Raw genomic sequence first — 14,064 nt, forward strand, 5'->3', positions numbered from 1 at the left:
CGCCCCTCCGTCCCCGGACCGCGGCGGCGCTGAGGCGCCGGCGGCGCAGGCGGCCGGCCCGAGCGACCGCCTCGCGGGGAGGTCGCTCGGGGAAGCCGCTTGCCCCGGAGGTCGTCGCCACGGTCGACTGCTCCCGCGCGCGAGGCTCGGGCGCAGGACGGGGACGACGTGAGGACGGTCGGGCGCGGTCTTCCCCGCGCGCTGGCGCCGCTGGGGGTGCCCGCCTACCGCTGGCTGGCGGGAGCCCTCGTGTGCGCCCTGGCGGCCGGCGGGCTGTGGACCCTCGCCGTCGTCTGGCAGGTCATCGCCCTGGGCGGCGGCGCCTCGGCCGTCTCGGCGGTGAGCGCCGGCTTCGCCGTCGGCATGCTCGCCACCGCGCTGCTCGGCGGCGTCCTCGCGGACCGCGTGCCCCAGCGCCGCATCCTCCTCGCCGTCGCCACGGCCGAGCTCGCCGCCACCGCCGCCGCCGCGGCGCTCGCGCTGGCGGGGGTCGTGGAGGTGCCGCACCTCGTGGCCGCCTCCGTCGTCATCGGCGTCGGCCAGGGCCTGTACTACCCCGCCTACTCGGCGCTCCTGCCCTCGCTGCTGCCGGCCGAGCAGCTGCTCCCGGCCAACGGCCTCGAGGGCTTCCTGCGCCCGCTGCTCGTCAACGCCGGGGGGCCGGCGCTCGCGGGCGCCCTCGTGGCCGCCCTCGCGCCGTCGGCGGCCCTGCTGGCGGCGGCGGTCGCCTCCGCGGGGGCGGTCGGCTTCCTCCTCGGCCTGCCGAGCACGCCGCTGCGCCGCGACCTCGCCGCCGAGGCGTCGGCCTCCGGCCGGTCCGCCGTGGCAGCGGTGCTCGCCGACGTCGCCGAGGGCTTCTCCTACCTGCGGCGCACGCCGTGGCTGCTGTCCACCCTGCTCTTCGCCTGCGTCATGGTGCTGCTCGTCATCGGGCCGCTGGAGGTGCTCACGCCCTTCGCGATCCGCGACCGCGCCGGCGGCGGGCCGCAGGACCACGCCCTCGTGCTGGCGGCCTTCGGCGTCGCGGGCGCGGTGGCCTCGCTCGTCGTCGCCTCGCGGCGCCTGCCGCGCCGGTACCTCAGCGTGATGATCATGCTGTGGGGCGCCGGGTGCGCCCCGCTGGCCCTCTTCGGCGTCGCCACGAGCGTGTGGGTGATGGTCGTGGGCGCCGCCCTCGTCGGCGCGACGTTCCAGGCGGCCACCGTCATCTGGGGCACGCTGCTGCAGCGCCGCGTCCCGCCGTCCCTGCTGGGGCGCGTCTCGAGCCTCGACTTCTTCGTGTCGCTGGCGCTCATGCCGGTCTCCATGGCGCTCGCCGGCCCGGTGAGCGCGGCGGTCGGCCTCACCCCCGTCTTCCTCGTGGCCGGCCTGGCCCCGACGGCGCTGGCCGTCGCCGCGATCGTGCTCGCCCGCCTGCGCGCCGACGAGCTCGCGCACCCGCTCGACGGCGCCCCGCCGGCCGCGGACGGCTCCGCGGTGCCCGCGCCCGGGGGCCTGGGCGCCGACCCCGTGCCGCCCGCGACGGCCGGCGAGGCACCCCGGGGTGACGGCTGACCCGAGAAGACGTGCTCGACGCCCGTGACCGTGCACGCTCACGGGCGTCGAACAGGTGCGACGTCCTGGCCTAGCCGTCGCCCCGCGCGCGCGCCGGCCGGGCGCGCAGGTGCGCGCGCTCGCCCTGCGGCCCCATGAGCGCGAGCGCCTCGCACACGTCGTCGCCCGCGTTCTCCATGGCGTGCGGCGTGCGGGTGTCGAACTCGGCCGCCTCGCCGGGGCCGAGCACCATGTCGTGCGGCCCGAGCCGCAGGCGCAGCCGGCCGTCGAGGACGTACAGCCACTCGTAGCCCTCGTGCGTGCGCTGCTCGGCCCCGCGGCCGTAGCCGACCGGCAGCAGCAGCTTCATCGCCTGGATGCCGCCGGGACGGCGCGTGAGGGGCACGACGGTCATGCCGCCGCGCTCGACGGGCCGGGAGCGGACGCGGGGGTCACCCGTCTCGGGGGCGTCGACGAGGTCGTCCAGCGCCACCTGGTGGGCGCGCGCGAGCGGCAGGAGCAGCTCGAGCGTGGGCCGGCGCTGCCCGGCCTCCAGGCGGGAGAGCGTGCTCACCGAGATGCCGGTCTCGGCGGCCAGGTCCGCGAGCGTGCGGTCGCGGCGCTGGCGCAGCGCGCGCAGGCGCGGGCCCACGGCGTCGAGGACGGGGGAGAGGTCGTCGTCGGCCACGCCCGCATCTTGCCGTTCCGGCAAGGATGCTTGCCACCCCGAACGCCTGGGCGCACGCTCTCCGAGACGCGGTCGAGAGACGGCCGCACGGACGTGTGGAGGACCTGTGAGCGCGACGAGGGACGTGGGCGGGCAGCCCGTGGGGGAGCACGAGGAGCTGCGCGAGCAGTACGACGTCGTCGTGGTCGGCGGCGGCGCGGCCGGCCTCGCCGGGGCGCTGACGACGGCGCGGGCGCTGCGCAGCACCCTCGTCGTCGACGCCGGCGAGCCGCGCAACGCCCCCGCCGACGGCGTGCACAACTACCTGGGCCGCGAGGGCACGGGTCCGCGCGAGCTGGTGGCCCTCGGCCGGGCGGAGGTCGAGGCGTACGGAGGCCAGGTGGTCCGGGGCACGGCCACCACGGCCGAGCGCCTCGAGGACGGCGGCCCCGGCGCGCCGCGCTTCCGCGTCGGCCTGGAGGACGGGCGCAGCGTCCTCGCCCGCCGGCTGCTCGTGACGACGGGTGTGGAGGACGTGCTGCCCGACCTCCCGGGGCTGGCGGAGCGCTGGGGCCGCGACCTCCTGCACTGCCCGTTCTGCCACGGCCGGGAGGTCGCCGACCGCGTCGTCGGCGTCCTGTCCGTCAACGCGCACGGCCCCGACCAGGCGCTGATGTGGCGCGGGTGGAGCGAGCGGGTGGTGCTCCTGCAGCACACCGGCGCGGCGCCGTCCGCCGAGCAGGCGGAGAAGCTGGCCGCGCGGGGCGTCGAGGTCGTCGAGGGCCAGGTCGCGGCGCTCGACGTCGCGGACGACGCGATCCGCGGCGTGCGCCTGGCGGACGGGCGCGCCGTCGCCGTCGACGCGCTCGTGACCATGTCGCTGGCCGTCGCCCGCGGCGGGCTCCTCGCCGACCTGGGCCTGGCCACCGCCGAGCTCGCCATGGGCGAGCTCGTGCTCGGCGAGCACGTGCCGGCCGACCCGACGGGCGCCACGTCCGTGCCGGGCCTCTGGGTCGCGGGCAACGTCACCGCGCCCATGGCGCCGGTGCTCACCGCCGCGAGCGCCGGCATGACCGCGGGGTCGATGATCACCAAGGACCTCGTCGACGACGACACGGCCGTCGCGGTGGCCGCCCACCGCGGCGCCCTCCGGCTCGGCCGGGAGAGGGTGACGGCGTGAGCGCGCGGGAGCACGACCAGCACGAGCACGGGCACGGGCACGGCGGGCAGCAGCGCGCCGCGGGCACGACCGACGCCGGCCGCGCCGTCCTCGAGGACGACGCGCTCGGCGTCGAGGAGCGGTGGGAGGGCTTCTACGTCGCCCGCGGGCGCATCTGGAGCGGGCGGCCCAACGCGCTGCTCGTCGAGGTGGCGGAGCCGCTCACCCCGGGGCGCGCGCTCGACCTCGGCTGCGGGGAGGGCGGGGACTCGGTGTGGCTGGCCGCGCGCGGCTGGGCCGTGACCTCGGTCGACGTCGCGCCGACGGCGCTCGCCCGCACCCGCGAGGCGGCCGCGGCGGCCGGCGTCGAGGTCACCACCGAGCAGCACGACCTCGAGCGCTCGCTGCCCGAGGGGCCCTTCGACCTCGTGAGCGCCTTCTTCCTCCAGTCGCCGGTGGCGTGGGACCGGGCCGCCGTCCTGCGCCGGGCGGCCGGCCTCCTGGCGCCCGGGGGCCACCTCGTCCTCGTCGACCACGGCTCGGCGCCGTCGTGGAGCTGGCACGGCGGCCACGACTTCCCGACGGCGCAGGAGCTGCACGACGGGCTGGCCCTGCCGCCGGAGGAGTTCGAGGCCGTGCGCGTCGACGCCCCGGTGCGGGAGGCGACCGGCCCCGAGGGGCAGGTCGGCGAGGTCACCGACACCGTCGTCGTGGTGCGCCGCCGGGGCTGACGCCGCCGACCGGGGACGCGCAGCCGTGCGGGAGAGGGAGATCCGCACCGCTCCGCGTCCCCGGTCGCCGGGCTGCGACGGCCGGTGCCCGCGGCCACCATGGGGCGCGTGACCTCCACCGCCCCGGCCGTCGAGGTCGTCGACCTCGTCAAGCGCTACCCGAAGCGCGACAGCAACGCCGTCGACGGCGTGAGCTTCGCGGTCCGCCGCGGCGAGGTCTTCGGCCTCCTCGGCCCCAACGGGGCGGGCAAGACGACGACCGTCGGCGTCCTCACCACCCGCGTGCGCGCCACGAGCGGCCGGGCCGTCGTGGCGGGCGCCGACGTCGCCGCGGACCCGCCCGCGGCGCGGGCGCGGCTCGCCGTCGTGCCGCAGCGGCCCAACCTCGACCAGTCGCTGACGGCCCGGCAGAACCTCCTCTTCCACGCGGCCTACCACGGCGTCGGGAAGGGCGAGCGGGTCCGGCGGGCGGACGACCTGCTCGAGCGCTTCGGGCTCGGGGAGCGCGCGGACTCGAAGGTGGACAGGGTGTCCGGGGGCCAAGCGCAGCGGCTGATGATCGCCCGGGCGCTCATGCACGACCCGCAGGTCCTCTTCCTCGACGAGCCCAGCACCGGCCTCGACCCGCAGGCCCGGCTCTTCGTGCGGGAGCGGGTGCGCGACCTCCGCGAGCGCGGGACCACCGTCCTGCTGACGACGCACGACATGGACGAGGCGCAGGAGCTGTGCGACCGCGTCGGCATCGTCGACCACGGGCGCCTGCTCGACCTCGACACGCCGGCGGCGCTCGTCGCGCGGCACAGCGACGGCGGCACCGTCGAGGTCGTCGTCACGCCCCCCGAGGGGGTGGACGACGTCGCGGGCGCGGTGCGGCAGGCCCTCGAGCGGGTCGACGGCGTCCGCGGGACCGACGAGATGCCCGCCGAGCGCCCGGCGGCGCGCGTGCGGGCCACCGTGGCGGGCGACCCCGCGGCCCTGCTCGCGCCCGTCGCGGAGGCCGTGGCGTCCACCGGCGCCGTCGTCACCGACGTCCGGCTCGGCCGGCCCGACCTCGAGGACGTCTTCATCAGCCTGACCGGGAGGGAGCTGCGGTGACCAGCACGACGGACGGCAGCACGACGGACGGCAGCACGACGGACGGCAGTACGACGGACGGCGGCGCGACCTCGGGAGGGCGCGACGCCGACGGCGCCCGCCGCGGCGTCGGCCACCTCGCCCCGGCGCTGGCGATCCTGCGCCGCGACCTCTTCGTCACGTGGCGCGAGCTGCCCGCCTTCCTCGCGCAGGTGCTGCTGCAGCCCGTCTTCCTGCTCTTCGTCTTCGGGCAGGTGCTCGGCTCGCTGGGCTTCCTGCAGGAGGGCTACGCCGCGCTGCTCTTCCCGGGCATCGTCGCGCTGACGGCGTTCCTCACCGCGCTGCAGAACACGGCGCTGCCGCTCGTCATCGACTTCTCCTTCAGCAAGGAGATCGAGGACCGGCTGCTCGCGCCGACGCTGACCACGGCCGTCGCGCTCGAGAAGATCGTCTTCTCGTCGCTGCGGGCCCTCGTCGCCTCGGCGGCGATGTTCCCGCTCGGCGTCTGGATCCTCGGAGACATCCCCTGGCGCACCGAGGCGCTCGGCTGGGTGGTCCTCTTCGTCGTCCTCGGGTCGCTCACGGGGGCGGCGGCCGGCCTCACCCTCGGCACGCTCGTGCCGCCGAGCAAGATCAACATCGTCTTCGCGCTCGTCCTGACGCCGCTGCTCTTCACCGGCGCCTCGCAGTACCCGTGGGCCTCGCTCGACGTGCTGCGCTGGTTCCAGGTCGTCACGGCGTTCAACCCGCTCACCTACGTCTCCGAGGGGCTGCGGGGCTCGCTGCTGCCGTCGACGCCGCACATCCCCGCCTGGGTGTGCGCGCTGGCCCTCGTCGGCTTCCTCGCGCTCTTCACGGCGACCGGGCTCAAGGGCTTCATGCGTCGCGCGCTCGACTGACTCCTCGACCCGGGCAGGGGCCAGGACGGGGACCGGGCCGGCACGTCGCGGGCTCAGGTGAGCGGCCGCTCCTCCCAGGCCAGACCCCGGCGCTCGGCCGTGGTGCGCAGGTGCTCGAGCACGAGGCGGGACCCGGGCGGCCACGCCCGCGCGGGGCGCACGTCGACGACGACGCCGCCGCGCGCCAGGGCGAGCCGGATGCTCCGCACGCACGCGGCCATCGCGGGGCCCCGGCCCTCCGGCGGCAGGTGCACGCGGACGGGCGGGGCCTCCGTCGCCCGGCTCAGGGCTGGTGCGCGCACGGCGTCCTCCCGGTCCTCGTCGTCGCGGGCCCCTCGCCCGCGCAGGACCCATCCGACCGCGCGCGCCCGCCCGGCGTCGTCATCCCCCGGTACGGCTCTGCCCGTCCTCCTCGGGGAGGACCCAGCCGGGCATGTCGGCGACGACTCGCCCTCGGGAGGGGGCCGGGGAGGGCGATCCGGCGACGACTCGCCCTCGGGAGGGGGCCGGGGAGGGCAGGCTGGGGGCGTGCGCCCCTTCACCCAGGTCGACGTCTTCACCGACGAGCCCGCGCCCGGGCTCGGCAACCCCGTCGCAGTCGTCCACGACGCCGCCGGCCTCGACGACGCGGCGATGCAGCGCTTCGCGCGGTGGACCAACCTCTCCGAGACGACCTTCCTCCTCCCGCCGGAGGACCCGTCCGCCGACTACCGGCTGCGGATCTTCACCCCCGCGCGCGAGCTGCCGTTCGCCGGCCACCCGACGCTCGGCTCCGCGCGCGCCTGGCTCGAGGCGGGAGGGCGGCCGCGCGACGAGCACGTCGTGCAGGAGTGCGGCGCCGGCCTCGTCCGGGTGCGGCGCGATCCCGACGTCGCCGGGCGGCTGGCCTTCGCCGCCCCGCCGCTCGTGCGCAGCGGTCCGGTGGACGAGGACCTGCTGGACCGGCTCCGGCGCGGCCTCGGCCTGGCGGCGGACGACGTCGTCGACGCCGCCTGGACCGACAACGGCCCCGGCTGGGTGTCGCTGCTCCTGCACGACGCCGACGCCGTCCTCGCGGTGCGGCCCGACTGGTCGGCCCTCGACGGCCTCGACGTCGGCCTCGTCGGCCCCCACCCCGACGGCGGTCCGGCGACCGTCGAGGTCCGCGCCTTCGCGATGGCGTCCGTCGCCGCGGAGGACCCGGTGACGGGCAGCCTCAACGCCGGGCTGGCCCAGTGGCTGCAGGCGGCCGGTCGGGTGCCGGCGGCCTACACCGCGTCGCAGGGCACAGCCCTGGGGCGGCGCGGCCGGGTGCACGTGCAGCGCGTGGGCGAGGACGTGTGGGTCGGCGGCGGCACGGTCGTGGGCGTCAGCGGGCGCGCGCTCGTCTGAGGGGCCCGTCCGGGGACTCGCGGAGGTCGTCCGCGCCGAGGGCTCAAGGTCGGGGCCGGACGTGCCGAGGAGGTCCCGTGCCCTCCGCCAGCCCGGTCCCCGCGCGGACCGCCCGGCGCGTCGTGCGCGCGGTCGTGGTCGTGTCGCCCCTCGTGCTGCTGGCCGTGCTCGCCGCGGCGGGGTGGGGCCTGGCCGGCTCCGTCGCCTACTCCGTCCTCGCGGTCCTCGGCCTCCTCGTGCTGGGAGCCTCGCCGCGGCGCCAGCCTGCGGGCCGGGCGCCCTGGGTCCTCCTGGCCGTGGGGTCGGCGATCCTCGTCTCGGGCCAGCTCTCGCTGATGTGGCTCGTCGACGACTACGCCCCCGAGCGCAGCCCCGAGGTGTGGCTGAGCGGCCTGCAGCAGAGGCCCGGCGCCTTCGCCGTCGGCCTCGTGGCCTACCCGGTGCTCCTCGCCGGTCAGCTCGTGCTGCTGCGCCAGCGCGTCGAGCGCGTGCTGCCCAGCTCCTGGCTCGACGTGCTCGTCGCCGCGTCCCTGCTCGCGGCCGCGAGCTGGGCCTTCGTCGTCCCGGCCGCGGGCCGCGCGCTGGGGCTCGACCCGCTCGGCGCGCTGCTGCTGTCGGCGCGCCCGCTGCTGGACCTCCTCGTGCTCGCCTTCGCCGTCTCGACCTGGGGCCTGTCGGGCTGGGCCACCGACCGGCGGCTGCCGATGCTCGCCGTCGCCTTCGCCGTCCTGGCCGCCAGCGACACCGCGGGGGCGCTCCACGTGGCGGGCGTCGTGGGCGGGCCCGTCGTCGGGGCGGGCGTCGACGTCGGCCGGCTGACCGCCCTCGGTGTCGCGGCCGCCGCCGCGGCGACACCGGCCACCCGGCCCACGGGCGCCCGCGTCGACACCCTCGGCGCCGTCGTCACCCCGGTGCTCGTCCTCGTGCTGTGCGTCGCCCTCCTGGTGCTCGACCAGGTGCGGCCGCTGCCGCCGACGGCCGTGGCCCTGGTCCTCGCGACGCTCCTGCTCGTGGGGGCGAAGCTCCTCGTCGTCATCCGCGAGGTGGTCCTCCTGGCGGGCAGCCGCCAGCAGGCGCTCACCGACGACCTCACGGGCCTCGCGAACCGCCGCGCCTTCGACCGGGCGCTGGCCGCCGCGGCTCGGGACGCCCGCCCCGCGGGGGTGCTGCTCGTCGACCTCGACCGCTTCAAGGAGGTCAACGACCGCCACGGCCACGCGGCGGGTGACGAGCTCCTGCGCCGCACGGCCCGCGCGCTGCGCGACGTCGTGCCCCGCCGGGCCGTCGTGGCGCGCCTCGGCGGCGACGAGTTCGCCGTCCTGCTGCCGGGCGCCGACGTCGACGCGGCCCGCACCGTCGCGGAGGACGTCGTCACCGCCGTCGGCGGGGTGACGGTCGCCGGGGCGGGGCCCGGTGGGACGGGGCCCGGTGTGTCGGGACCCGGAGGCGGGACCGGGCCGGCGCCCGCGGTCGTCGGCGCCAGCGTCGGCGTGGCGACGACGCCCGACGCCGGCGGGGACCCCGTCGAGGCCGAGGAGCTGCTGCGCCGCGCGGACGCCGCGATGTTCGTCGCCAAGCGCGCGGGCCGCGAGCACGCCCCCGGGCACGACGGAGCCGGCCACGACGTCCCCGGCGGCTGGGGCGTCTACGACCAGGCCGCCGACGCCGAGCGCCGCGAGCGCCGGGAGACCCTCGAGGGCCTGCGCGTGGTGCTCGCCGGCGCGCCGGGCGCCGGGGAGCTCGAGGTGCACTACCAGCCGCAGGTCGCCGCGTCCGGCGTCGTCGTGGGCGCCGAGGCGCTCGTGCGCTGGCGCCACCCCGACCGGGGCCTGCTCGCGCCGGCCGCCTTCCTCGACCTCGCCGAGGAGCGCGGCCTCATGGGCGCGCTCACGGCGAGGGTCCTGCGCCGCGCGGCCGCGGACGCGGCCGGGTGGGCGCGGCGGGGCCACCGGCTGCGGGTCTCCGTCAACGTCTCGACGAGCGTCCTCGTCGACCCCGGGCTCATGCCCCTCGTCGAGGAGGTGCTGGCGCGCACCCCGCTCGCGGCGTCCGACCTCGTCCTCGAGATCACCGAGACCATGCTCATGAAGGACCCGGAGCGGGCCCTGCCGACGGCCCGCCGCCTCGCCGAGCGGGGCGTCGGGCTGAGCATCGACGACTACGGCACCGGCTACGCGTCCATGGGCTACCTCGACGACCTGCCGGCCACCGAGCTCAAGCTCGACCGCGCCTTCACCGCCCGCCTCGGCCGGCGGGAGCGGACCGCCGCGATCGTGCGCACGACCGTGGACCTCGCCGACAGGCTCGGCCTGCGCCTCGTCGCCGAGGGCGTCGAGGACGACGCGACGCTCCGGGCGCTGCACGGCCTCGGCGTCGACGAGACGCAGGGCTACCTCCACAGCCGCCCCCTCGACGCCGCCGCCTTCGGCTGCTGGCTCGACGAGCGGGCCGCCCGCACGTCGGGCTCCCCCGCTCCCCGGACGGGCGCCGGCGTCGTCACGCGCTGAGGTCGTGCCCGCCGAGCGGGTCCGGGCGCACCTCCGGACGGGGGTGGTCGCCTGCCGCTCCTTAAGGCGACCACCCCCCGCGTCCGACGGTGCGGTGTGAGCCCGACGCCGAGAGCGACGACCGCGCCGGTCGAGCCCCGCGCGGAGGCGCGTCCGCGCCGCCGCCGTGCGGGCGTCGGAGGGGCCGCCGCCGGGCTCGTCGCGGTAGCCGTCCTCGGCGCCGTCCCCGGGGGCGGCACCGCCGCGGCGGCCCTGTACTCGGTGCTGGCGGTCGCGGGCGTCGTGCTCGTCCTCGTCGGCGCCGCGCGGCGCACCGCCGGGCGCGCGCCCTGGCTGCTGCTCGGTGCGGGCGCAGCCGTGCTCGTCGGCGGCCAGCTCTGCCTCCTGTGGCTCGTGCCCGACTACGACCCCGTGCGCAGCCAGACCATCTGGCTCCACGGCCTGCGCGGGCACCCCTGGGCCTTCGCCGTCGGCCTCGTCGCCTACCCGGTGCTCTACCTGGGCCTCGTGCTGCTGCTGCGCGAGCGGGTGGCCAGGGTCCTGCCGAGCGCCTGGCTGGACGGCGCCGTGACCGCGGTGCTCCTCGCGGCGCTGAGCACGGCCTTCGTCGTCCCCGAGGCCGCCCGCGAGCTCGGCCTGGGGGCCGTCGGCGCGCTGCTCCTCTCGGCCCGCCCGCTGCTGGACCTCCTGCTCGCCGCCTTCGCCCTCGTCATCTGGTCGCTGTCGGGGTGGCGCGCGGACCGCCGGCTGCCGCTCGTCAGCGCGGCCTTCGCGGTCCTGCTCGCCAGCGACACCGCGGGCGCCCTCCAGGTGGCGGGCCTCCTCGCCGGTGGCGTCGTCGGGCCCGCCGTCGACCTGGGCCGGCTGTCGGCGCTGCTCCTCGTGGCCGCCGCCGCGACGAGCCCCGCCGGGCCCGCCTCGTCGTGGCGCTCCGAGAGCTTCGCCGTCGTCGTCACCCCCGTCGTCGGGCTGTCCGCCGGCGTCGCCCTGCTCGTGGCCGACCAGCGGCACCCGCTGCCGGGCCCGGCGGCGCTCCTCGCCCTCGGCGCCGTCGCGCTCGTGGGCGTGAAGCTGCTCCTCGTCATCCGCGAGGTGGTCGCGCTGGCGGGCAGCCACCGCCTGGCGATGACGGACGACCTCACCGGCCTCGGCAACCTCCGGTCGCTGCAGCACCAGCTCGACGAGCTCCTCGACGCCGAGCGCCCCGTGGCGCTGGTGCTGCTCGACGCCGACGGCGTCGGCGACGTCGACGAGCGGTACGGGCGGGCGACGGGCGACGCGCTGCTGCGCCACCTGGGCGCCCTGCTCGACGACGACCTCCCCCCGGGCGCCCACCTCGCGCACCTCGGCGGCGGCGAGTTCGCAGCCCTCCTGCCGGGTGCCGGCCCGGCCGAGGGCGCCGCCGCCGCGCGCGCCGCCCTGGACCGGACGGCGGGGCCCCTCGTCGTGGAGGACCGCCCCGTGCGCCCGGTGCTCGTCGCGGGCGTCGCGGCCTCGCCGGGGGCGGACGGGCTGCGGCCGGCCCCCGGGGAGCTGCTCCGCCGCGCCGAGGCGGCTCGGCGGGCCGCGGAGCGCGGGGGCGACGGTGTGCTGGGCGTCTACGACGGCGCGGTGGACGCCGAGCTCCGCGCGCGGCAGGCCCTTCTCGACGACCTCCGGGTGGCCCTCGGCGGGTCGGCCGAGCACGGCGGTGCCGGCGACCTCGTCGTCCACTACCAGCCGCAGGTGGCCGCCGGCGGCGAGGTCGTCGGCGTCGAGGCCCTCGTGCGCTGGCACCACCCGCGGCGGGGGCTCGTGCCCCCCGACGCCTTCCTCGGCCTCGTCGAGGACCACGGCCTCATGGAGGAGGTGACGACGCGGGTCCTGCGGCGGGCCGTGGCCGACGCCGTGCGCTGGCGCGACGCCGGGAGGCGCCTGCGGGTCTCGGTCAACCTCTCGACGACCTGCCTCGTGCACCCCGGCCTGCTGCCGCTCGTCGACGAGGTGCTCGGCGCGAGCGGCCTCGAGCCGGCCGACCTCGTGCTCGAGGTCACGGAGACCACGCTCATGGCCGACGCCGGGGAGGCGGTGCGGACCGCCCGCTGCCTCGTCGAGCGGGGGCTCGGCCTCAGCATCGACGACTACGGCACCGGGTACGCCTCGATGACCTACCTCACGGACCTGCCGGCCACCGAGGTCAAGCTCGACCGCTCCTTCACCGCTCGCCTGCTGGAGGACGACCGCGCCGCCGCCGTCGTGCGCGCGACGGTGGACCTGGCGCACCGGCTCGGCCTGCGCCTGGTCGCCGAGGGCGTGGAGGACGGGCGCACCCTCGCGGCGCTGCGCGACCTGGGGGTCGACGAGACGCAGGGCTACCTGCACAGCCGCCCGCTGGCCCTGGCGGACCTCGAGCGCTGGCTGGACGCGCAGCCCTCGGGGGCCGGGCCCGTGGACGCCCGGCCCGTGGACGCCGGGCCCTCGGACGCCCACCCGGTGCCGCGTCCGCGCGGGGGCGCGGCTCAGACCTCGAGCCGGTAGCCCACGCCGGGCTCGGTGAGCAGGTGCCGCGGCCGGCTCGGGTCCGGCTCGAGCTTGCGGCGCAGCTGCGCGACGTAGACCCGCAGGTAGTGCCCGTCGCCGCGCAGGTGCGGGCCGCGGAGCTCGGCGAGCAGCAGCTGCTGGGGGACGACGCGGCCCGGCGCGCGGGCCAGCAGCTCGAGCAGGTGCCACTCCGTGGGCGTCAGGCGCACGGGGGCCCCGTCGCGCAGGACCAGCCTGCGCGCGAGGTCGACGTCGAAGGAGGCCGTGCGCACCACCGGCTCGGCGACCTCCGACGGGCCGCGCCGGACGGCGGCGCGCAGCCGGGCGAGCAGCACGTCCATCCCGAACGGCTTGGTGACGACGTCGTCGGCGCCGGCGTCGAGGGCCTCCACCGCGTCGTCGCCCGTCGAGCGCGCCGTGAGCACGAGCACGGGCACGGCCGACCAGCCCCGCACGGCGGCGAGGACGTCGAGGCCGTCCATGTCCGGCAGGCCGAGGTCGAGGACGACGACGTCCGGGTGCGCGGAGGCCGCCGCGGCCACGCCCTCCGCGCCCGTCGCCGCTGTCACGACCTCGTACCCCGACGCCCGCAGGGTGATGGCGAGGGCGCGCGCGAGGGCGCGGTCGTCCTCGACGACGAGCGCGCGCGTCACGGGGCGCTCCCCGCGGGCGCCCGGGCCTCGTCGACCGTCGCAGCGCCGGTGGCGGCCGGCGCGGCCCCGGTCAGGGGCAGCCGGAGCACGACGGTGAGGCCGCCGCCGGGCGTGCCCTCGGCCTCGAGGGTGCCGTCGTGGGCCTCGACGAACCCGCGGGCGACGGCGAGCCCGAGCCCGCTGCCCTCCTCGCTGCGGCTGTCGTCGAGGCGGTGGAAGGCGGTGAAGACGGCGTCGACCTGGTCCTCCGGCACGCCGGGGCCGCGGTCGACGACGCGGACGACGAGGTGCCCGCCCGCCCGGCCGGCGGTGACGACGACCGGCGTGGACGATGGCGCGTGCCGGACGGCGTTCTCGAGCACGTTGCCGAGGGCGCGCACCAGCAGGCCCGCGTCGACGTCGAGCAGCGGCAGGTCCTCGGGCACGTCGAGCCGGATCCGCTCCGCGGGCAGGCCGGAGGCGGCGCGGGGCACGAGCTCGTCGAGCGCCGTCGGCCGGCGCCGCAGCGCCAGCGCGCCGGCGTCGAGGCGGCTCATGTCGAGCAGGTCGTCGACGAGCTGCTGCAGCCGGTCGGCGGAGGCCTCGACGTCGGCGAGCAGCGCCGCCTGGTCCTCGGGGCCGAGCTCGACGTCCTCCAGGCGCAGGGCGCTGACCCCCGCCTTGACCCCGGCGAGCGGCGTGCGCAGGTCGTGGGAGACGGCGGCGAGCAGGGCCGTGCGCACCTTCGTCAGCTCCCGCTCGCGCCGGGTCTGGCGCGCGCTCTCGCGCAGGCGGTCCCGCTCGACGACGGTGCCGACCTGGACGGCGACGGCCGTGACGACCCGGGCGTCCTCGCCGCGCAGCGGGGGCCCGCTGAGGGCGAGGAGGAGGTCGTCGCCCGCCGGCACCGTCGTCGTCGCGGCGGCGGGGGTGGCGGGCGCCTCGCCCGCGGCGGCGAGCGCCGAGATCGG

The 14,064-nt window shown here is 78.3% G+C and carries 12 protein-coding genes; 8 read left to right on the plus strand and 4 right to left on the minus strand.

Going from position 1 to position 14,064, the window contains the following annotated elements; all coding sequences use genetic code 11:
• Nucleotides 1-168 precede the first annotated feature (168 nt).
• A complete protein-coding gene (locus HLB09_RS05565) occupies nucleotides 169-1,554 on the plus strand; it encodes an MFS transporter (RefSeq protein WP_171202416.1) in 1,386 nt (461 codons plus the stop codon).
• A gap of 70 nt (nucleotides 1,555-1,624) precedes the next feature.
• Here the strand turns inward: HLB09_RS05565 and HLB09_RS05570 are convergent, their stop codons facing one another.
• A complete protein-coding gene (locus HLB09_RS05570; protein WP_171202417.1) occupies nucleotides 1,625-2,221 on the minus strand; it encodes a helix-turn-helix domain-containing protein in 597 nt (198 codons plus the stop codon).
• Between the two features lie 106 nt (nucleotides 2,222-2,327).
• Here HLB09_RS05570 and HLB09_RS05575 point away from each other — a divergent pair, with 106 nt between their 5' ends.
• The 4 genes from HLB09_RS05575 (at nucleotide 2,328) to HLB09_RS05590 (ending at nucleotide 6,063) form a co-directional block, all read left to right on the plus strand.
• The gene (locus tag HLB09_RS05575) at nucleotides 2,328-3,380 is read left to right on the plus strand and encodes an NAD(P)/FAD-dependent oxidoreductase (protein ID WP_212770598.1); all 1,053 of its coding nucleotides are present in this window, start codon (nucleotides 2,328-2,330) and stop codon (nucleotides 3,378-3,380) included.
• Complete coding sequence (locus HLB09_RS05580) at nucleotides 3,377-4,090, plus strand: class I SAM-dependent methyltransferase (protein ID WP_171202419.1); 714 nt, start codon at nucleotides 3,377-3,379, stop codon at nucleotides 4,088-4,090. Before HLB09_RS05575 ends, HLB09_RS05580 begins: the two co-directional genes overlap by 4 nt.
• Before the next feature lie 99 nt (nucleotides 4,091-4,189).
• Nucleotides 4,190-5,185, plus strand: coding sequence for an ABC transporter ATP-binding protein (locus HLB09_RS05585; protein WP_171202425.1), 996 nt, complete (start codon nucleotides 4,190-4,192; stop codon nucleotides 5,183-5,185).
• Nucleotides 5,186-5,313: 128 nt separating this feature from the next.
• Nucleotides 5,314-6,063 carry an ABC transporter permease gene (locus tag HLB09_RS05590; RefSeq protein WP_171202426.1) on the plus strand — a complete coding sequence of 250 codons (750 nt, stop codon included), beginning with the start codon at nucleotides 5,314-5,316 and terminating at the stop codon, nucleotides 6,061-6,063.
• Between the two features lie 53 nt (nucleotides 6,064-6,116).
• Here the strand turns inward: HLB09_RS05590 and HLB09_RS05595 are convergent, their stop codons facing one another.
• Nucleotides 6,117-6,365, minus strand: a complete 249-nt coding sequence (locus tag HLB09_RS05595) for a hypothetical protein (RefSeq protein ID WP_171202420.1) — start codon at nucleotides 6,363-6,365, stop codon at nucleotides 6,117-6,119.
• A 226-nt stretch (nucleotides 6,366-6,591) separates the two neighbouring features.
• Between HLB09_RS05595 and HLB09_RS05600 the strand changes: the two genes are divergently transcribed.
• The 3 genes from HLB09_RS05600 to HLB09_RS19805 all read left to right on the plus strand — a co-directional run bounded on the left by HLB09_RS05600 (nucleotide 6,592) and on the right by HLB09_RS19805 (nucleotide 12,458).
• Nucleotides 6,592-7,434 (plus strand): PhzF family phenazine biosynthesis protein, encoded by an 843-nt coding sequence (locus tag HLB09_RS05600; protein ID WP_171202421.1) that lies wholly within the window; start codon nucleotides 6,592-6,594, stop codon nucleotides 7,432-7,434.
• 77 nt (nucleotides 7,435-7,511) lie between these two features.
• A complete protein-coding gene (locus HLB09_RS05605) occupies nucleotides 7,512-9,941 on the plus strand; it encodes a putative bifunctional diguanylate cyclase/phosphodiesterase (RefSeq protein WP_171202422.1) in 2,430 nt (809 codons plus the stop codon).
• A 96-nt stretch (nucleotides 9,942-10,037) separates the two neighbouring features.
• Entirely contained in the window at nucleotides 10,038-12,458 is a 2,421-nt protein-coding gene (locus HLB09_RS19805; RefSeq protein ID WP_171202423.1) for a putative bifunctional diguanylate cyclase/phosphodiesterase, read from the plus strand.
• Here HLB09_RS19805 and HLB09_RS19810 read toward each other — a convergent pair.
• Both HLB09_RS19810 and HLB09_RS05620 read right to left on the minus strand, forming a co-directional pair.
• Nucleotides 12,440-13,114: a response regulator gene (locus HLB09_RS19810; RefSeq protein WP_171202424.1), complete on the minus strand. Its 675-nt coding sequence runs from the start codon at nucleotides 13,112-13,114 to the stop codon at nucleotides 12,440-12,442. The genes HLB09_RS19805 and HLB09_RS19810 overlap by 19 nt on opposite strands.
• The coding region (locus tag HLB09_RS05620; protein ID WP_246234388.1) for a sensor histidine kinase at nucleotides 13,111-14,064 on the minus strand (954 nt) is incomplete at its 5' end. The genes HLB09_RS05620 and HLB09_RS19810, both read right to left, overlap by 4 nt.

It is taken from the genome of Pseudokineococcus marinus, from assembly GCF_013004605.1.
Taxonomy (GTDB): Bacteria; Actinomycetota; Actinomycetes; order Actinomycetales; family Quadrisphaeraceae; genus Pseudokineococcus; species Pseudokineococcus marinus.

Bases quoted from the DNA above. Each gene is read 5' to 3' on its own strand.
- HLB09_RS05585 (WP_171202425.1), top strand. From the start codon at position 4,190: ATGGGGCGCGTGACCTCCACCGCCCCGGCCGTCGAGGTCGTCGACCTC.